Source organism: Serratia fonticola (assembly GCF_001006005.1).
Taxonomy (GTDB): domain Bacteria; phylum Pseudomonadota; class Gammaproteobacteria; order Enterobacterales; family Enterobacteriaceae; genus Chania; species Chania fonticola.
Window position 1 is genome coordinate 4088910 of record NZ_CP011254.1, and the last position, 20881, is coordinate 4109790.

9 protein-coding genes and 3 pseudogenes are annotated in these 20881 nt (G+C 43.2%); 8 read left to right on the forward strand and 4 right to left on the reverse strand.

Annotation, left to right across the window (positions count from 1 at the left end; translation table 11 throughout):
- Window positions 1–186 precede the first annotated feature (186 nt).
- From WN53_RS28480 to WN53_RS28970, 3 pseudogenes are all read left to right on the forward strand, one after another.
- Window positions 187–319 (forward strand): annotated as a pseudogene (locus tag WN53_RS28480) (IS3 family transposase); the annotation flags it as partial.
- Window positions 320–375: 56 nt separating this feature from the next.
- A pseudogene (locus WN53_RS28235) lies at window positions 376–513 on the forward strand (IS3 family transposase); the annotation flags it as partial.
- 132 nt (window positions 514–645) lie between these two features.
- Window positions 646–741 (forward strand): annotated as a pseudogene (locus WN53_RS28970) (recombinase family protein); the annotation flags it as partial.
- A 45-nt stretch (window positions 742–786) separates the two neighbouring features.
- Here WN53_RS28970 and WN53_RS28690 read toward each other — a convergent pair.
- Window positions 787–1428: a hypothetical protein gene (locus WN53_RS28690; RefSeq protein ID WP_024486259.1), complete on the reverse strand. Its 642-nt coding sequence runs from the start codon at window positions 1426–1428 to the stop codon at window positions 787–789.
- A gap of 1369 nt (window positions 1429–2797) precedes the next feature.
- Between WN53_RS28690 and WN53_RS18175 the strand changes: the two genes are divergently transcribed.
- The 5 genes from WN53_RS18175 to WN53_RS18190 all read left to right on the forward strand — a co-directional run bounded on the left by WN53_RS18175 (window position 2798) and on the right by WN53_RS18190 (window position 15380).
- Window positions 2798–9943 carry a hypothetical protein gene (locus WN53_RS18175; protein ID WP_158645285.1) on the forward strand — a complete coding sequence of 2382 codons (7146 nt, stop codon included), beginning with the start codon at window positions 2798–2800 and terminating at the stop codon, window positions 9941–9943.
- A gap of 446 nt (window positions 9944–10389) precedes the next feature.
- Window positions 10390–11094 (forward strand): hypothetical protein, encoded by a 705-nt coding sequence (locus WN53_RS18180; protein ID WP_024486076.1) that lies wholly within the window; start codon window positions 10390–10392, stop codon window positions 11092–11094.
- Between the two features lie 241 nt (window positions 11095–11335).
- Window positions 11336–12127, forward strand: a complete 792-nt coding sequence (locus WN53_RS18185) for a hypothetical protein (protein WP_024486077.1) — start codon at window positions 11336–11338, stop codon at window positions 12125–12127.
- 370 nt (window positions 12128–12497) lie between these two features.
- Entirely contained in the window at window positions 12498–12920 is a 423-nt protein-coding gene (locus tag WN53_RS28695; protein WP_158645286.1) for a hypothetical protein, read from the forward strand.
- A 969-nt stretch (window positions 12921–13889) separates the two neighbouring features.
- Window positions 13890–15380, forward strand: a complete 1491-nt coding sequence (locus WN53_RS18190; protein WP_046808148.1) for an IpaD/SipD/SspD family type III secretion system needle tip protein — start codon at window positions 13890–13892, stop codon at window positions 15378–15380.
- Between the two features lie 150 nt (window positions 15381–15530).
- Here WN53_RS18190 and WN53_RS18195 read toward each other — a convergent pair whose 3' ends face one another.
- The 3 genes from WN53_RS18195 to WN53_RS18205 all read right to left on the reverse strand — a co-directional run bounded on the left by WN53_RS18195 (window position 15531) and on the right by WN53_RS18205 (window position 20827).
- Complete coding sequence (locus WN53_RS18195) at window positions 15531–17798, reverse strand: M60 family metallopeptidase (RefSeq protein ID WP_024486079.1); 2268 nt, start codon at window positions 17796–17798, stop codon at window positions 15531–15533.
- Window positions 17799–17943: 145 nt separating this feature from the next.
- Window positions 17944–19197, reverse strand: coding sequence for a pyridoxal phosphate-dependent aminotransferase (locus WN53_RS18200; protein ID WP_024486080.1), 1254 nt, complete (start codon window positions 19195–19197; stop codon window positions 17944–17946).
- Between the two features lie 16 nt (window positions 19198–19213).
- The gene (locus WN53_RS18205; RefSeq protein WP_244887727.1) at window positions 19214–20827 is read right to left on the reverse strand and encodes a pyridoxal phosphate-dependent decarboxylase family protein; all 1614 of its coding nucleotides are present in this window, start codon (window positions 20825–20827) and stop codon (window positions 19214–19216) included.
- Window positions 20828–20881 lie beyond the last annotated feature (54 nt).

The window sequence follows — 20881 nt, forward strand, 5'->3', positions numbered from 1 at the left end:
TTTTAGTGGCAATGAAAATGATTGCGGGATAATTAGTTGATAAATCTGTGGCAGGACTGGTACAATCCATATTATGATATGCAACTCTCTCGCCGTCGCCGACCAACCTAGCATTAATTAAATCAATAATCGGACACGATCTGATGCATTACCAATGTCGGAGTCTTGTTTCTTGTAGAAATATAACATTTTTCCAGCCGGGAAATAATACGAAAGACGGTATTTAATTACAATGAGTGCGATTAAAATCGCTGGAGACGTCACAAGTGCCTGTGGCTGTTTCAGCCCGGAACAGTTTGAAAACCAGAACCTCGTTTAGGGCATGGGCAAGACAGCTCCGTCTGGAGCGTGAAGGGGCACAGTGTAGCGGAAACAGCTCAACGAGAAGTAACTCGATATATAACGGATTACTACAACACGTTCAGACCTCATCAATATAACGGAGGTCTGACGCCTGACGAATCAGAGAGAAGACACCACGCAGTTCATATAACCGTGGCCAGTATTACTTGACCACTACAATCCTTGCCGGAAAGGTAAGCGGGGCGGAGATCCCCTAGTGAGTTTTAGTCTGCTGGCGATATGCTTCAGTAGCACGTCAGAAAGGACAGCAAAACCAAAACGGCTGGCGGGTACCGGTAAGGTAAGAAACCGAGTATCCGGGAAACTGCTGAGGCCACCGGGTACAGCTGTTCTCTGATATGCCGCATACAGACCTTGTACCAACAAAAAGTCATCGATAAAAACACATGGCTTATTTTTCACAATTCTTTCAGAACAGACGTTTTAGTTCTTGGGGGGCTGCGGGATATATTTGTGAATACTTGCCTTGGTAAGTTTTAGGTCATCAGGTTGGTCTTTCTCTACATCACCGCTCACTGATTTTATGATGCTAGTTTCCTTATTGAAATGATTCTTTAAGTTACCACTAGTTGAAATGGCATTTCCATCGCCATACCCTATAACTTCTCTCCTTAATTCATCTGAAAATGCCTGATATACACCATTGGTAACACCAAAACAAGACATGACGTGTAATGGACCTTTTTTTTCACTTATATCGATATTATGTACCTTTTTAATGTGACTTATAAAATCTTTAACTGAAAATTCTTTCCTGTTGTCAACAAAATGAGAATGTAAAGTGACTCGTCCATTTTTAGTTCCGTGTATTAAAACCGCCTCTTCGCCAGAATTTCTGAAGTTACTTACATATCCTATGATCGCGTTAACGTTACCAATGGTTTCTCTACTGAAGGCCTGATATTTTTCATATCCTTTCCCGATGCCTTTTGGATGCAGATTAATTGACGAATTACTAACATTTTTTACTTTCCGGTGAAAAAAAACGTCCAAGATTGTTTTCTTTTTAGGAGGGGGGGCAATCTTTATGTTTTTTGTTACGCTGCCATTTATCTTATTTATCATATGTCGCTTGCCATTGGATTTTATCTTATTGTATATTGATTTTTACTTTTTTCTTTTATAAAACGACTAAATCTTTCACATGGAATGCAAAGTATATCAACTATTATGGTGAGTAAGAGCAGTAAAGTCATCATGATCTATGGTTTTCGAAACGAGATGCTTAGCATGTGGGAGTACACATTTATCAACCTAAAATGGTCAAATACTAACCTTGATGTAGAATGATTTTCGATATCCAAACTGACCCCTGATCCGCTGGCGTAGAGTCCCAATCGGCAGAGATCAATGTCCGGTAGCATCGCTACCATACCGTACGAACAGGGTCATAAAACTTAACGTTGCATGTTTGCCCTTCCACATCGTTTTCCAATTTCAAACCACATGCCGACACGTGCTTATGCGTTTTGATAAGCAGAAAGTTGCGTGCGATCCCCGCACGCAGCCATATTGCTTAAATATTCAGCAGTCACCATTCCCCATTGATGTCCCTCAACCACTTTTGCATCTGTAGGGAAGAAAAGGGAGCGATCAATAGTTTCAGGAGAAATATTGCGCTGGATAGTCTAAATGGTGTCAAACTGACTGTAGTCCATGTTTCAGATGTTTCTTGCAAAGTTCCCGCTCCAGGCATCAGCTAGATGCCAGCAAACGATCATTACTGGTAATAATATATTAACATACCCTGAATTCATTTCTTTCAGAAAGTACTTAAATTAATTTTCATTACATGCGCGAGTATTTATAGCTCCGTTACATTAGAGTAGACGAGTCTGTGAAAATTTCTCGAAAAGTAGAATAGTCTTGCAGACCATATGCACGAAACTGAACGCTAAGTGCATTTTTTGAGCAAGTTAGAAAGGTTAATGCGACAGAACCATTTTATCGGACGTTAATACGTAATCGGGCATTGTCAGAAGAAAATAATGAACAAAAATAATCGTTAATTGATAGCCATGCAGGCGCAGATATGTGATTAAGTTCTTTTCATTAAAAAATTCTTAATCATGCCAGTATTAGCGTTGCAGCACAGAGTTTCAGCCGGAGCTTACCATAATAAGCTTCACGATAATTTCAGAGGGGATACCCCACAGATAGAGGGAAAAAGCCAAGGCCGCTCAGGCATCCTGAATGAAATACACCACTTCGGAAGCAGCATTCACTAGGCAACTAATACTCATGAAGAATTGAACAGGCCGTTGTACCAGAATACAGCTTTGAGGAATGACATAATAGCCCCGCTGATGCTGATCAGTTAGTTCAGGCTTACTTCATAAAGACAGAGACAAAGACAATGATTAAATCTATAAGCAATTGTCCGCAGATAAGCAGCGCGACTGCATCTTGTGAGCAAACAGAAAAGAGTAACAATATGACTCGTAATATTGAATCTGTTTCAAACGCATCAAAAATTATACGATCCTCTTCTTCAGAAAAATCACAAAAAATCAACGAATCTCTTTCGATGAGCGTGCCAGGCAGAGGTCAGACTGCCGCTGAGGAGGCCAATATTTTCGACAAATCAGAGTTGAGGTTGAAACTGGCAGGGTATAAGGAGTATCGTTGTCGTGGTCATAACCCCTGCAATGCTCAGTCAATGTTGATGACCCTGAAATCAAGACTTTCTGCGGAAAGGGAGAACGATTATGGGCACGCCGTTGAGGACATTTCTGCTCTGTTGCCCGCGCTGGAACAGCTGGCTGGTGAGTTGTTGATGCTGGATGCTCTAGAACGATTGACAAGAGAACAGCGCGATATCGTGAACAAGAGAGAGGAGGTGGTCAGCGGACTAATCCATGCTTTCACTATGTTGCTTGATTTTCTTCCGCATAAACAGGCGGATATCCGTGAAAAAAGCCGGGCAGCGCTGAGGGAAGAACTGGTGAAGGGCGCGCTGGACAGGTTATTGAGCGGACAGAAAACAGAAGAAGATCGTCAGTCGCAGGAGGCGAAAATACGGGCGATTATTCATACTTCTCCGCATTTGATGCGAATAAAGCTGCGGGAGCGACTGGAGTCATTTTTAACCGCTGGGTTGGCAAAGCTTCAGGAGCCTGTACAGCAAGAATTGGACAGGGTTAGCTATATCTTAAAGAATGCACGAGGTTTCCTTTCTGAGGCTCCGAGTCATGCCATGCCAACGGGTCCTGCCCCTTTTCCGGTTGCCAGTACCGATTTTCGACATAACGTCAAAAAGTGTTCTGAAATACTTTATACAATAGTGTCTCATCTCCAGGAGAAGCCAACGTCTCAGAAAGATGCAGTAAAGCATGGAAGAGGAGAGCGATGGGGAGCGCAGGAGGTCATTCGTTGGTCTGTGCCCGCTAAAAAAATAATTACGTCTGCAGAAAATACAATCCGCGAGGTGACAAATTATTTTGACCCTATCGAATTGTTCGATAAATCGACTCGCTCATTACCACGCTCACAATTAATTAGCTTTAATAAGGCTACTGCTAACATCAGAGAACTGTGCCTGACGTTGAAGGAAATGAGTTTACCGCTTCAGGACCAGGCTATTCACCTGCAACGGACGGCACGACAGCTTAATAATGCAATTACGCTCGCAAAAAATCAGGGAATTAAGGCGCTGGTGAATGTCGATACACCTGAGAACGCTGTGCTTGTCGAGCTTTTAATGCTCACTCATGACACCCCACAAGCCCAACTGATTCAGGCTATTCAGGCGGCACGGAACGTGGCACTGCAAGTGCAAAATGCCCCTGCAACCCCACAATTACCGCAGTCGGCAGTATCCACAGAAACAGAAAAGGTTTTCCACCTCTTTATCCAGGAATTCATCAGCACTTTACAGTTGGCAGCCAGGCAACTGAATCAAACCCTGCAGTTAGCTGAAAATGACCTTCAGCAACAGAGTGTTACCGACAGCCTTAACCGTGTTATCAGAATCACCGGGAAAATGCAGAATGACCTCAGATATCAACTTGAATCCAGCACTGGTGTTTCACTCGACTCCGGCCGAGAGAGGCTCAATGAACAGAAGAACATATTCCTGCGAACACTGCATCCGGTAACCTGCATAACCGGAAAAAACCATACCCAATACCCGGTCCTTACGCACAACGCTGATCAAGTCAGGATAAATAAAGTCCGCTTCAGTGAGATCCACCGGTCGATCCTGCCAATGTTGAATCAGGTAGAAAAAGTTCGTGTGGCAAATAGAATGCTCGAGATGGCCTTATCTACGTCAGGGAAAAAAAACGATTCAGGATACCAGGCACTCAACACCGCGATTCAAAAATGCAGAGGTCTTGATCTGAATGATATCCGCAATACAGGGGTCTACACGGTGCAGGTTTTAGGCTTGAAGGATATTGTTGTTTATCAACGGGGCGATATCGACGCTAACCACTCAACAACATTAGGTAAAGTAATTAGGAGGTTATCGGGAGAGTTGCAGGAAACTGCGGAGAGATTACAGATCGCCGCAGGGAGCGCGGCCTGGTCAGCAGATGAAAATAAACAAAAGCTTAAGCTGGAAGTGACCAGAATGACAAAACAGCTGGAGACAATCAAAGCTGAAATTAAAAATGTGGTTTGGGCTGCCACGGGAATACGGCTACATAATAACCCGCGGGAAGGCATGATAGCGAAGGATGCGGGTGAGTGGCTTGCCGTTATCAGGAAAGAGTGGGACGGAAAATATACAAAGCAAGAAATAAATAAGGAGATAGAAAACATTATCCGATGCATCAGCAAAGAGTTTGCGAGCGAAGATGATCCTGAGGGGCAACTGTTCAATACAAGGATCATGCTGGCGTTAAAGGATGCAGAAGGAGAAGGGATTGCGTGGCCCCTAACAGCAGAGGCGCACCTTGGAGGGACAAAAGCTAACAAAGCCTATATCCAGGCTTGGGCTGAAAAACGACTGACTTACGGCATGTTATATAATCTTTTGATTCATGGGTCTATAGCAGCGATGTTTTCTGTGCACAAGAGTTTACGGGGTTCTCCCCTGCGTTTACTGAATCTTCTACTGACTCCCATAAGGTTGGAAATGACCCGGCATGCAATGGAAAAAGTCAGACCAGGAAATCCACGACCGTCGGCACTTATTGCTGAGTATGAATCACGGGAGAAATTCCAGGCTGCGGTACGGCTGATTTCAATGCTTTCTCCCCAGTTCCCAAAAACAGTGGTAGCGATTGGAATTACCGCTACGGGTATCTTGGAAGGGGGGGGATACCGAGATGAGTTCCTGAAGAGGGCGGTATCCAGACTGCCGGGCGATCTGTTCTGGGTCGGCGGGTTTGTGGGCTGGGGTGCTGGGGTGCAGGCTTGCCAGAGACATACCGTTGATGGGAAAGTGACAGATGAACAGATTACGGCAGAAATGCTGGCTGTGCTGCGAAAGCAACTTGAAAACACGCAAACCACAGGAGGAAATAAGCAGGTGATTGCTTATGAATCTGACTTTAAAGGTTTACTAGAAAAAGAAAAAAAACCGCAGTTACAATCCTATCTTTCCCAGACGCTTGAAACACGTCAGGTTGGCAAAAAGGGGGGGGCAATAACATTCAGTGATGCGCAAAAGACTGAAGCATTGAAATGGTGGCTGACTTATAAATGGATGGGGACAAATATAAAACCTGAAGGAGCTCCGTATTTCCCTGAAGAAGGGGTTTCATATAGCACTGGTAAGTCTAATGTGATCTGTATCAATGGTTTGTTATGGAATTTACATTACGATAGGAGAAAAAATGTCTTTGAGATAGAAAACGCTTGGAAAGAGCGAATCATAATTACTTATGATGAAAATGCCAGTCCAATGTTGGATAATACTGATAATTTTAATGAGTATCTGAACTTTTTAAATGAGGAGAAGAACGAAAAAGTAATTTCAGATTTGACGGTCATTTATAATGAAAATAAAAACCTTTCAGGTAATATTGACATCATGGAGAATGAAGTTAAAAAAATAAAAAATAGAAAATTCACCTTCCCGTACTACGGGTGTGATCCTGATATTGTTGCTGTAAATAGGCGCGCTGCAAAAAACTTTAACAAAAAAAAAGAAGCCGACATAAAAAATATCGGCCACAAAATAAATAACCTTAAAAACAAAATTAATATTTGTGAAAAAAAGATGATTGATGTGCTGCATCCTGCTTTGGAGTGGTATCTAAGAAACGAAATGGAAAAAATACAATATTCTATTGAGAGCGCAACTAAACCGACGCAGGGGATGATAATTACAAAAAACAGTAAACAGTACATATATCTATTTGATTCCTTCTGGTTGGTGTCTGAGAAATATCAACAGGGACAGTATGATATAGGTTCAGATAATGAAACTGTTAAGATTAGAAAGATTGGAAACAAATATGTTATCGATCATAATGATTATGCTTTTAAATTATACCTGAATGATATGAACAGGATTCAGGCCGAGCACAAGAAAAATATTTCTGAGATAGATAAATTAAACCGTATTGACATTACAACGTATTTTGGTAAAAACTGGAAGGAAACAGTAAGTAAAAAAATAGCAGACGATAAATGTTTCATTCATTTTGATATAAAAAAAATGATTACTGAAACCTCTAGTGGTGACCCTTTTATTCAGGCTGAGTTTTCGAGAATATTTTCATTGACTCACCTTTGTGATGCAAAAAAAACAGAAGTAAGCGGGTGTGATATTGAGCAGTTTATAAATTTAGTTCAGATAATACATCAATATGTATCCAGTAAAGATATCAGCGATAAATCCAGGTTGGCAGCTTCTAACTGGCTATCAAAATTACTAAAAGTGGCTCGTGACTACGACGGGGCAGAGTTGGTTTCCTTTGTTGAGAATTATCTCACAGTTATTGATGCTAAAGAGAATGTTATACCGGGTGATAAACTCTATTATGACGCTTTAGGTACGTATTTATTTGGGGGCTCAGATGCCTTAACAGAGGAGAAACGACGACTACAGTTCCAGGAAAGATATTTAGAAAAAACTATTGTCCTTAAAGAGAATAGCAAGATAAGAAGTAATCAATTAGGAGCGAAAATGGAGCTAAGCATGCTATCAACCGCAAAAAAAAGACATGAGGAGGAGGTTTTAAGTAAAAACAAAAAAATACAGGATGAAATAGATAATCTGAAAACTAGTCTAGAAGAGGTCAGGTTAAATATAGAAAGGTTAAAAAAAGACAAAAGCTCACCATTACAATTCGCAGACATGATCAACTTTATGAAAGAGTTATATTCTGTGAGAGTCGATGATAGCGCAATGCCGGATTTTACACAAAAAATCCTGATGTCGAAAAAACTATTGTCTGAAGGGAAGGATACTGAGTCTGCCATTTTACGAAGTAAAGCCCGATATATTCAGGAGTTAATGGCCCAATCCAAATTGTATAACATGTTATGTGGGTTATTTACTACCAATGACATTACAAAAAAAATTACTCGCCACCATGACTATAGGGATATTGAAAGCGCAATATCACAAGCAGATGATTTTATTAAAGAAACCAAAGGAATAAACCACGAAGACATAATACACATACAAGCTATTTTTTATTATATAATAAAGCATGGAGTCATCAATAAATCTGAGCTTCTGAGTGTGAATCCCCAGCACTTTTACTTTGAATACATAGGCGATATGGTTAAACTCCACCCAATCAAAGTTAATGAACAACCGGATGGTTATTTTTCAAGGTTGACATTTTTTCACAGAAAACAATTTGAGTCTCAGTTTTATTTTAATGAACAATTCAATAAATATAAGGAAAAATATGCCAATTATGAAGCTTCAGTTATTGCAAGGATACTATTCAAACTTATTCCTGACGCTCCCTCTGAAAGTGAATTGTATAAAAAACCTAAGTGGGTAAAGAAATTTAATACTATCGGAAATAAAAATGACAGCATTTATGTGATTTCATCAGGAGATGATAAATTCCTTGTTGTCTCATGTGTCAATAATATGTTTCTTGCTAACATACATCAAGGAAAGGATCTCCCCTCATTTTTCTTAAGAGACCCGCTGGAGATTCATGGCAAAGGGGCCTATAAGATAGGTTTCCCTGGGCCTGATATAAACTCAAATGCTATCTTAAGTACCGAAGAACTAAACTCCTTTCAGAAAGAATTACGAAATTTTATGAAAACACACCAGGGAGTTACATTTGAAGGCAGTGTAAATATACAAGGAGATGCGTTAGAAACAAACGATAAAAACATTGCAGATTCCTTCGTCTCTGTTATTGAAAATGCCATTTTATCCTTTACTGACACTCAGAAAATGGCACTTGATGAGACGGGGATTATGCATCAAATTGCTCAGATGGTCATACCATTCTATGATACAATTTATACTGCAATTAATGACAGTGGACATCGGTGGGATTTTAGAGATACATTGTCCATTATGAATGATGTTATTTCTCTTTTATGCGTATGTGCAGAGTTAGGTGTTAAAATAAGTAGCGGTGTAGTTAAAGATTCGACAGCGGCTGCTATCGGGGAATACGCTGCCGGACATAGTCGGGGCATACGATTAATTAATGCAGCAAGAAAAACTAATATTCTTAAAAATAAACAAGATATTGCAAAGGTTATTGCGCGTGATGCCGCTGAGTTCATCCTAAATCCATTGCCATTTTCCCCTCGTGACGTGTTCTCTTTCACCCGGGGAGGGAATGGAAGTAGTATATTCTCAATGCAACAAAACGCCGCAATTAATAGTAAGTATGCTGTTGAAGATATAGGTGGAAATAGTATTGGCTTTATCTCACTAAGACCAATGGAAAACCAGATCAAAAACAACAGGGATATATTTAAAGGAGTGTATATTAATGACACTGATGGGAACTATTACATCTCCAGTAATTCACAATTATACCAGGTCAGATGGTCAGATGCTGAAAATACCTGGCGAATTGTCGATCCAGCTGACTCTGGTATCTATCACTGGACACCGGCTGTAAGGTTGGACAATAATTCTGAATGGAGCATGAATTTTTCAGTTGATCTAAAAGGGGGGAGGGGGCCATTTTCTCAGCGTAGGAGCACTGTTACGGAGACGTCAAAGGAACTCCATAATCTTAGTGAGCAGGCAGAATTTAATAAACTATCTGACAAAGAAAAAAAAGCCAACAGTATAAAACTAATAAAAAGCAAAGATTCTCAGTATCAATATTTTTTTGATCTAAGTGGTACTGAAAGGCGACTCAATATCGTTGGCCATGGAAACCGGCATGCGATGCGATTTAAAGGAGATTGTAGCGGTGCACATGAGTATTCTCCGCAACAATTTGCAACATTGATTTTGCCTTTTGTTAAAGCTAATAATGTATCAGAAATTCGGTTGATAAGTTGCTGGGCAGGCAAAACAGGATATGCTCAACAGCTAGCAAATATTTTAAAGATCCCAGTAAAAGCGCCTATGGGAAAAGTTGCAACATTAGAAGTCATGCCGGGAAGATATTGGTTTTTGGATAAACCTTTTAACGCAACATATCCTGATATGCATGAGTGGAGAGTATTTAGGCCTCTATAGTATTGGCTCAGGCTTGATTGAGCCTATCCATAATTAGATCCTGTAAACGATTCTGTGAACTGCCACTGTATAAAAGGTGACCGCTTAGGCGGTTACCGAACTCGATAATAAAATGACTCATTGTCGCCATCAGTTCTGGTTCGGCATACTCCATTTTTCGAAAAATCTTGTTTATCAGACTTGGCCTGTCAGAGTTATAGGTAGGCGACGATCAACATAACTGAACCGCCGTATACGAACTCGTATGTACGGTGGTGTGGGGGGAGGCTGGTTGTAAGACCAGCCCCTATCCCGATACAATGAGCTTTTTATGATATTATTATGTGCATCCACTATGTATTATCAAAAAGAATCACACCATAAGCGGGTAGCTAAATTAACCGGTTTAAATATTTGTACTCGATATTTTACATAACTTGAGTTCCACCATGGAGAATTTATAAGAAATGCAGATTAACAACAATAGTGCTAAACATTTAACAAAATTAATTTCGCAATGTGAAAGCCTGATCAACAAGCCAACTACCTCTCAACTAAAATCAATGGTGTCGCTAGTGAAAAAAGTTGATAACGAGCCTGGCACAATACCTCTTGATAAATTTAAATCGATACGAGCAAATATGGAGAAAGTCAGTGGTTTTACATCCTCGTATTCAGCTAAAGCTCAAGTTAAGAATGATATGTTAGATAAGGTTTATACATGTCTAACGAATAAATTATCTACTGAAGGTAAAAACGAAGTACGTAGTCAAGAGAAGTCACTGAGGAAACAAACCATTGATAGAATGAGTGTTGTCATTGACAAATTGAACGAAAAAATCGATAAAGCGGGTGAACGTAGAATAATTGAATTGGAATCTGATAGAAACCACTTAATCTTTGCCGGTCATTTACTTATAGATGCTAATAAGCGTGATAATATAAGCATGTTTTCATACAAGGAAAGTGCTAATGAGACTGCAATACTCGAAAGGTATGATCCTACTCCGCAGCGTCGTAATGGCGTCTCAGGCCCGTGGGAGAGTGTGATCTTGGATCAACACGCCAAATCACCACTCGAAAAGAATGATCCTACTCTGCAGCGTCGGAATGCCGTCCAACACTCGCAGGGTTTGACCTCGGAACTACTCGACAAACTAATTAAAAAATAGACAGCATAAATTAATACGATAAGCAATGGGCATTCAATGGAATGGATGCCTATTTTATGCGCGTAGCTGTATCCCGGTATAATGGTCTGTTCAGTTCTTCATGAGAATTGATTACCCTGTTAATATTGCTTCAAAAATGATGTATTTTATCCGGGATAGCTGTTTGGCCTGTTACGCAGTTGTACCTTTAAAAGAAGTTTTACGCGTAATGAAATAATATATTTGACAGATTAGGTAAATAATGACATTGAAAATCATAAAGCTTGGTCCTATTGAAAAACAGATTGTAGCAACCCGCATTGAGCTTGAGTGTGCATCTAAAATAGCTAAGAAGCCGCTTAAAAAGCTCAGTGATATGATCAAACTTCATGTCGTTAAAAACAGCCATGATATCATCCGCGGAATGGGTAGAAATCCCCACGACATTGAGCGATGCTTGGATAATCTTGCCCAAAAACTGAAAGATAAAAGCGCTGATATTGATGGGAAGAAACGAGTCATGTTAAATGAGATAAAGGGAAATGTCTTGCCTGAGTCAGTCCGCAATGAGTTTTGCGTGTTGGGCTATAAGCTAACTAAAGTAATTGGTAAGCAAGTTGCCGCAAACCTAGATTTTGATACGATCTCAATTACTAGATCAAACATTAAGTCGGATCTCGATGTACTTTGCGGTGAATTGAAGCATTTGAATAACCAACGAGGAACAGCGGTATGTAGGAGTCGGAGTGTTGACCACATTCGTAACGAAGTAGGCGGAGAGCTAAATGATGCAGCACATGATCTGAATCGATCAAAATCCATAGAGGACGAACTTGCACCGATGACAAAGCAGTTGAATGAGATTAAATCTAATAAAATACATTATAATATTATTAACTTACTTAGCATTCAAAATAAGTTGGAAAATGAAGAGGTTAATTTATCTAATGATATCATCAATTTAGTAAAATGGGAAAGAAAACTGAAAGACGAAATGGTTCAAATAAAAGATATGGCTAAAAGAAATAATATCAGCTTAGATATTAGCTCGTAATCCTCTTCTTGGATAACGTTACTCTAAGGGGATAGTTGTTAACTATCAATGCTTGGACTTCGCACATTTTGGCACTTGAACTAAGTGGGTTAGTACTTACGACTCATGATCGTTGGTTCAAGTACAACAGAGTGCTCCAGCAAACGTTTTTTAGCCTGCGAAGATGGGATTATCCGGAGTGGCTGGAAAGCGTTTACTGGAGCGCATATTTAGCGTTGATACGCGCTAGGGGATCTCTTAGAGGAGCGTTCCTTTTAGGAGGAAATCATCGCCGGAAAGATCGGCATCACTTCGAACTTTGGCATGCGTTAGACCTCTTTATATCATGGTCCTTCGTATGTTATTTTTATGTATAAATAAAAGGTATTGTATGAATGCAGGTCCACTTTCAGCACATATTTATATTTCTAACCTCTATACAACCTCATTAATTGAGAACCGAGTCAGTAGTAGTCCGTTAGAAAAAACACTCAAGTTAGTGAAAAATAGTGTCATTAATTCTTCAGAGTGCAGTGTCACTTTATTCGAACTTGATCGTATTAAAAATGTTTTATTACGACAAAACAGTAAGGTTTTAGAAAAAAAAGAAGCTATAATTCAAGAACTGGTTTCCATAATAGCAGAAAAGTTGCCAGAACAAAAATTTGCTAGATGTAGGAGTGATATGCAACTATTCCGAAAGTCACACTCATCCGATTTTGGTTTTGCTTCCTTATTAGACTTGGGGAATCTCAGTAACGAAGAATTAGCGCGTGTATACTACTTAAATCGTCCGGGAGAGTCAGATGTGTGAGAGGGGGGACGGTTGCGAGAGGTAAGGTTCGGCGGGGATAGATATCTATCGCCTTCCGTCGGTTTTTTGGCCTAGACGCAAAAAAACGACGGGAAGAAATGATACCAGCCTAGAACCAGAAAAGCGGTTAGGCCGAATGAGTGTTTATTGATAGAACGGTTCGGATAAATGTTATATTTAATTTACTCTGTCAATGAGGAAGGAATTCATGCCAATATCATCATTTTTCCACCAAGAATTAATAGGGAAATACGACAGTCAGAGCTACGGTAATATTTACAAAAATATGACGTATGCTTCTCACTCTTGTTCGCATAACCTAAGTACATCGTATTAAATACGCAATTTCTCTACGAGGATCATCCAGGCTATAAATTCCCCTGCAGAAATGACCAGGCCGTCAGATCAATGCAGTACAGCTCGGCAAGGCACCCTTGCCACGTCAAACATGATGAAAACATAAACACAGTGCGGAGCCTGCAGGGTGAAATAACCAATGAACCTGACGTTATTCCTGCGGAGGATGGGGTTATGAGTACCCGGTGAGAGTATCTGAAAATTCACAGTCATGACGGCGGCTGTTGGGATGTCGACAAGTTGGCCCTCCGTTTCATCGGTCCGCCCATTTTTCCATCATTTTTGTTACGTTAAGACCGGGGATAATAATCGATGTGTCACATCGTATCCCGCTGACCGGGACGTCGGCCGCGGCTGTGCACTGCCCCTGCTGGTCCCGACCTGAGGGGACGAGTGTTTTCTGAAAGAAAATGCACAATAACTGTTTATAATAATATGAAAATTTTATGTAAACGTAGTTAGGATGTACGCATACGGCTTTAGGAGCGAGCCCCTGCCCGCATTGTCATCGCAAGGGTGTTGCACACATCCGTCCGATTTGTTGGCCGTTGCGGCTTTCAAACTACGCTCTTTATCATCGCTGCCGCTATCCCAACCCATAGGAAATCAGTAATGCGCATTGCCACATCACAATTCGTACCCGGCAACCCTACCCTTGCTGCCCGCGCTGTCAACCCTTGTAGCCCGTCAGAGAGCTCCATCGACGTCCCGCTGGGGCTTTCGCCGCATCCGTCCGTGTCCGATGATTCCCTGGCTCACCTCCGGGCACATCTGTCGTTTGCGCCGATTTCCAAATCCGTGCCCGTCATGTTGCGTGCTCTGCCTGTTTCCGTCCAGTCCGATCTCCTGGCCGCTGGCCCTGCCTTCCCCACTGACGCTTCCCTTCGAGATGCGACCCGGGTGGGTACGCTGAGCACGTTCGATAAAGAAAAAGTGAATGCGTGGGTGATGCTGGTAACCCAGGCGCGAGCCGGGCAAATCGCTGCCTTTAACGCCGTTCTCCCCCGCGGCGCCCCCGCCGGCCAGCCTGTCGTCCAACTGTCCTCCTCGGGGCCAATCGCCCGCATCGTTGGTCCGACTTTGTCCGACGAGGCTCTGTCGGCCATAAAACAGTACTGCGACTCACTCGAGCGATTAATAAATTATCTTGAAAACGCGTTCGAAGAACTGCAATACTCGAACGGGGTATGGGAATGGAACATGTCTGGAGGCCAACTGCTCTCCGACGTGGCAATGCTGCTGCATGGTTGGAAAGCCCCGGATTTTGATGAAAAGACCGCCCTCGGCATGCAGTATGCTTTGTCTCTGGTGGGGATCGAAGCGAGCATCAAGCAAGACATCTACGGGGGGTTCCACGTACTTATCGCCACTGACGCACTGGACGCGATTCTGTGGATGAGAACGGACGATCTCCAAACTGCGATGTCTCTTATCGACGCCGCTTTAATCGAAGCGCGATGGCTTCTCGGCGCCTTGTCGAGTCTACTGCCGCATGCGACTGAACCCTGGCCTTCAGCGGACGACCCGTCCTCGAGTTGGGAAATTCATAAAGAACTAGGTCAGGCTATCGCCGAGATGGATGAAAATTACCTGCAGGTGTACGAAGATGCCGTCGGTAAGTACACTGGGTTTTTCGATGATGTCAATAATGTCCTTGGCAGTATGCATAAACATTTGTCGACTAGTGAAAGTGGCAAGATTTTTATAGAAAGCGAGTTCCGCGACGCTGTCGGCGAAACCTTGCGAAAATGGGAGAGGGACAATGTGTTGATCGATGGGTTAAACCCATCTGAAGCAACGGCTTGGGCGGAGTCGATAGGGCCACTGGCCTATGCAGACGGCACGAAGGTGAAGATTGACCTATCAGCTCTTCGCGAACTCCAAACCACTGTGTATGACAGTACCGGTGACTGGATGTCAGCCCATGAGTTCCAGGCCGTCAACGAGGCTCTGTCTGTTCATAAAGAAAAAATCCAAAGTAATATGCAAACGCTGATCCAAAAATATAGCACGGCCAACTCTACCTTTGACAACCTGATTAAAGTATTAAGCAGCACGATTGCCAGTCTGCTGGAATCGGATAAAAGCTTCCTCAATATTTAATCTTATCTCGGGCGGGTAAACCCGCCTTTGAAGCTCTGGGTAAAGCGTGTTGCTATGCAGTGCTTATGTCAATGCGTAACGGCTGGAGAGAAAAGACCACAGCGATCTTCGCCGTGGTCGTTACATTTCAAACACTATATAAATTCACTATTAGAAGCGCATATCATACCTTCCGTCTGGCTGCCCCTTCACGAGATCGGAGGGGAGTTTTTCAAATCCGCTCAATACCTCTAAATTATAATTATTTATTGTGGTGACCGTTTTTTTAGTTAAATTAAACTTCCAGAACTTGAAAAAGTTGGTTAAGTTTTTTCGTGCAACCTTTGATGCGATGATAGCCATCACGTTCATCTGTTCATCTGCGGATGCTCCAATGATAAATTCAGGATCACAAGGTTCGCCGATCATATTTTCCCGATAGCGGCGATGAAGCATGTGCATAAATGTTTCTCCGAAAATGAAGAAAAGATGATGAAATAATCGCTCTCTGTCAGCATCGGGCAGTTGTGGGTATGTATCAACATTTTTTAGAGCGTTATAAGTTGTCTTAAAGTCAGGATCATAGGATGTAACCAATGAACCCAACGTTTTTGTATATGCTCGCTCGGCAAACGCATATATATTGACTGCAACCTCTACCTGGCCTGGCCAATTAAGGCCAGTTGTCTGCAGGTTGTGCCCCATTTCATGCCAAATCCCCCAAAATGAACGCACTTCGGATGGAATAATCATTCTTTTGGTTAAGTCTGTGTGGTAGGTTATTCTGTTTTGAAATGTTGTCATGTAACCTTTTTCTGATGGGACATAATGATAAGGATTTACGTCGGGGCAGTGTATGGGGTTTTCATCATCGTCTCTTAAGCCTGCGGCCAGTTGAGTCGGCACCGTGCATTCATCATAAGTGTCGGCGAGTTCCTGCATCTTCACCTCATCCCGGAAGGGAGAAAAATATTCTCTCTGCATCCCGAGGATGATTTTTTCTGTCACCATTTCGTAATAATTGACGTTGGAATATGCATCAATCATGGAAAACCACTCTGACTGAGTGTTGACATGGGTTTTGAACACCGGGTAATACAACGCGTTCGATGCCATGATCCTGACAGATGCGACGCGTGAATTATCTGATGATGAGTTTGACGCAATCTGTAAATAGAGAGGCTTATCCGCATCACAAAGAAAGCTGTTCAGACCATATTGTAAACGGTGTCGTGTTGAACCGTCCCAGTGCCCTTCACGTGCCTCCAGAAAGTCTCCGTCGTCCGCTTGTTTATCATCAATCCATAGACAAACAATCCCTGGCTGATTAAAGTATAATCCCGTGACATTCAGAGGACTCCTTCCTGCATTATTTTTCAATCTGTTTTTTTCTATGCTCCAGGCGGTTTTCACCGGAAATGAATACGAATCCTCTACCTGACTGAACGATGCTTCCGTTCCTGTGAATATGATGTGTGGAGCATTACCATCACCATGTTTGATAGCCCTTGAACCAATGAGATCCCACTCATTGCCATCTGCACTACCATAAATCAAAATATCTGACGCTCGGCCATTATATCCACTTGATTGAGGTGTATAGACTAGTGCTTTGATATCGATAGGTTTGCCAAGATCGAGTGTAAAATAAACAGGAAGTGACTGCAGTGCCTCCCAGTATGTCGCGGATGAACCATCAAACATATTTTCCCAGTTGGATAAATGACTTCCTTCAATCACTTGCCATTTATCTCTTTTCTCGATATGCCCCTCAGCATTAATTAAGTTTATTTCAGAAATCTTGACGATGTCGAAGTTATTTTCATTTTCGGCAGCAATGAAATTAATATATCGAATTGCATTTGATGATGAGCATTCTGTACTCGTAGTGATGAGTTGCAATAAAGGTGCGTAATCTGGTACTTGTGATGAAGAAAACTCGTGATAAACAAGATTATCGTTCGCCATAAGAGCAAATGATAGCTTTCCATCGTTTCTGAATTTATTGATGACATCCATATTACTGATATCCAAGGTTAACCATCCATCGGGATCTGAATCACTTGTTGAAAATGAGGTGACAAAACTATCCGTATGAGGCCGACTTTCATAGGTGAATTCGATATCCCAAAACGAATCCTCAGTAATTAGATAGACATCTATATCGCCAGCAAGGTTGTTTTTAGTAACGTGAAGCTTGATTTTTAATGAGCCAATTATGTCAGGGATGTTATATTTTTCCGCATTAAAACCGAGGTAGGAAATGCTGTGTTCAGGACCACAGGGATCGTCTTTTTTGACAGCGAGTTTTATATCCTGGTTTTGTGAGGGTTGTGCATTACGAATAATATACGTATCGAATGCCACCTTGTTTGTATATGTTTTCGCTCTTGCATTTGGCAGAGGGTGAGTTTGCGTTATTTTTGTTACTGCGGTCATACAATACTCCTTAATTAGGTGTGTTTATAATATTATAAATGTAATAACGTAATGCCAAGGCTCGATTGATAGTATATTACGACGAGAACTGTTCTCGGCTGCACAATGAGCGATTGGCGTACGGTATTCTGTGCTACTTTGGTAATTAGGGGTGCACTTTCTGGATAAACGACATGTCAGAGTGGGGGCACAAAGACGACCATTTTCCCAGCCGATGCAATACGTCATCAAGGACTTTGTCTGACTGAACCAGTGCAATTCTCACTCGCCCTGAGCCGCCAGGCCCAAACCCACTGCCAGGGGCGACTAATATGCCAGTAGATTCAAGTAAGGCCTCAACAAATCTGAGATCATCCCCTGCGAACCCGGGGGGAAGAGGCGCCCACAGGAAAAAAGTACCTTGTGAAGGGGGGATATTCCAACCCAGAGAGGCAGCTCCTTCTACAAACCGATGCATACGTGTTGCATAGATTGCGCTGTTGCGTGCGGAGAGGGTTTCCAGTTCATCAAGTATTTCAGCTGCCACGCATTGTAGCGGCAGGAATGTACCAAAGTCGGTGTTGAACTTTATGTGACGAATTCTTTTTACCAGTTCCGGTGAGCCTGCCGCAAAACCGATGCGCCAGCCTGCGAGACTGCACGACTTACTCAGGCTATGAAGCTCCAACACCCGGGACAGCGCACCGGGTAGCGGTAGAGCTGCGCCTTTGAGTTTACCGTTACGCGGTGACTTAAAGACAATCTCTGCATAGGCGCGATCAATAATAACCCAAAGCGCATTTCGTTGTGCAAAATCCATGATCTGCTGCAGTTTGCCCGGCGACAATTCTACACCAGTAGGGTTGCTCGGAGAGCAAATAACCAGCATACGGGCCCCGAGCAATTGTTCGGCACGAATCGACCCCAGGTCGGGCTGACCGGATGTGTCGCAGGAAAACAGCTCCACGCGCGCACCGATCAGCCGGGCGCAGCTTTGATAGACAGCATATGAAGGATCGGGCATAAGTACGGCTTCTCCGGGTTTCAGGCAGGAGAACAGGCTATAGAAAATGCCTTCCTTGGAGCCGAGCAGATCGACGACATGATGCTGCGGATCGAGCAATACGGGGGCATCATGGGGTAAAAAGCGGCGCTGAAAGTAAGCAGAGAAACGTTCGCATAAATGGCGGTTGATGTCGGAACGGCAATCGCCATAGCCATGCAAGTCATCACGGTGAATAAAGTGCTGCAGGCGGTTGCGCCAATACGGGTCTGGTGCAACATCGGGATTACCGATCGACAGGTCTAGAAGCGGTTCACCGGTAAAATCAGCTGCCTCCTGACGGGTACGGTAACGTTCGGCCAGTGTTTTGAGCAGGGTGAAGGCATTACGCGGCCCGGAGGCTGTTATCTGGTTCATGGCTGGGGTCCTCAGGTCAGCGGATGGGGTTTTCAAACTGCATTTGGCCTAATGTCTTTTGTTCTATCCGTAAGCGAGACTGGAATAGGTGGAACTGCGTGGCGATAAGTGCCACCGTTTCATCCCATTCGTAATGGCTGCGTTGTCGCATAGGATAAAGGAAGAAAGCGGTGGTGACGGCGTTTGGATCATTATCAATACGATATTCTGGCACAACGCTAAACAGCGGAAGGTCATAGCCTGCATCCACCCGCTCCCAGCATTCCTGCATAAAGTTCATGGCGAGCTCCTGTCTGGTGGATGCCAGTGCGACCACATCAGACTCAAAGGGGATCTCAAATACCACCTCCCACCCAAGGCTGGCATGGTTAAGTACACGAAACAGGCCATGACGCTCAAGCGCATGGGTTAAGGCGTCACGAGCTTCGTGGAGGCGATTGAGGTAAGCGGCATAGCCGTAGCGGCCAAGCTTACGCAGGTTGATCCAGGCAGCCAGGATCCCCTGGCTCGGTCGCGAATTCTCAAAGGTATAACGGTAGGCCCGAAACTGACCATACTGAAAGTCCTTATCAGTATAGTGGTAATTGCCGTCACCCAGTTCATCCATAAAACGACGTTCACGAGCAATAAAAAAACTGCTTGCATAGGGGCACAACCCATTCTTATGAAAATCCACACCCAATGAATCAAAACCGCTGGTATCGCGTAATCGGTGATGAACTTCGGCAATGCGGGCTCTGATGCGTGGGCAGGAAATCTGATGTTTATCAGCGGCGGGCAGACTCAGGTATAACCATCCGATAACACTGTCTAAATGCAGATAGGGTCGTTGCTTTAAATGGTGCTCCTGCGCGAAAGCTTGGGAAATTTCACGTACCTCATGCGTGTCCTCACAGTTGAAGTTGATTGTGGTTCCACCGCAGCAGATGATTGCAGCGACTCTGCGTCCGCAGGCATGTTGTTCGTTTAGCGTACGGCGTAAAGCTTCTGTGCACATACGGCCTTCACTGTTGGCAGGTACCCGCAGGCAGTTGTCTGAGCCCAGCCCTAGCAGACTGGCGGCATGCTCCACACAATAATGGGCCCCTTCGCTACATAAAATAACGATATCAGGCGGTAATCCTGTCCGTAGAGAATCGGGAGCAACGCGACTCAACGCTGATTTTATGGCGTACATGAGGGTTAACTTGCCACCGTTACAGGCGATACCCATTGCATGTGTCCAGCCTGCCCAACGGCCTATACGTCGAGCCACCTGCTGTTCTATCAGCAATGCTTCTCCCCCGAAAGCATCCATCAGGCTATTGGTATTGTATGCCGTTGCCAGCCATGCGGCGGCAGTTGCTGCCACGCTGGGCTCTGGCACCATATTAAACAGAGAATGTCGTGACTGGGGACGAATGGCGCCCCGGAAGTATCGTGCGACCTCATCAAGTAGCTGGTTTTCATCGGCGGGGGTCTCATCATTATCGCGTTCAAGCTCGTCCAGATAGGAGAAGGCCCGTATCGGGTACTTCGGACCTGTGTCTGTGAGTGCATCGGGAGCAAAGGCTAATGCTGGCAGCATGGATTGACAGGTACGTGCACGCTGTTGTACATGGTGATCGAGTACCTGTGTGTAATTGATCAAGGCTTGCAAACCTTCTGACTCAGCGGAAATTGGAGGGGGGGAATATGCAGTAAC

Excerpts from the sequence above, each read along its gene's own strand:
- WN53_RS28690 (WP_024486259.1), bottom strand. The coding sequence starts at position 1,428 with ATGATAAATAAGATAAATGGCAGCGTAACAAAAAACATAAAGATTGCC.
- WN53_RS18175 (WP_158645285.1), top strand. The coding sequence starts at position 2,798 with ATGACTCGTAATATTGAATCTGTTTCAAACGCATCAAAAATTATACGA.
- WN53_RS18180 (WP_024486076.1), top strand. The coding sequence starts at position 10,390 with ATGCAGATTAACAACAATAGTGCTAAACATTTAACAAAATTAATTTCG.
- WN53_RS18185 (WP_024486077.1), top strand. The coding sequence starts at position 11,336 with ATGACATTGAAAATCATAAAGCTTGGTCCTATTGAAAAACAGATTGTA.
- WN53_RS28695 (WP_158645286.1), top strand. The coding sequence starts at position 12,498 with ATGAATGCAGGTCCACTTTCAGCACATATTTATATTTCTAACCTCTAT.
- WN53_RS18190 (WP_046808148.1), top strand. The coding sequence starts at position 13,890 with ATGCGCATTGCCACATCACAATTCGTACCCGGCAACCCTACCCTTGCT.
- WN53_RS18195 (WP_024486079.1), bottom strand. The coding sequence starts at position 17,798 with ATGACCGCAGTAACAAAAATAACGCAAACTCACCCTCTGCCAAATGCA.
- WN53_RS18200 (WP_024486080.1), bottom strand. The coding sequence starts at position 19,197 with ATGAACCAGATAACAGCCTCCGGGCCGCGTAATGCCTTCACCCTGCTC.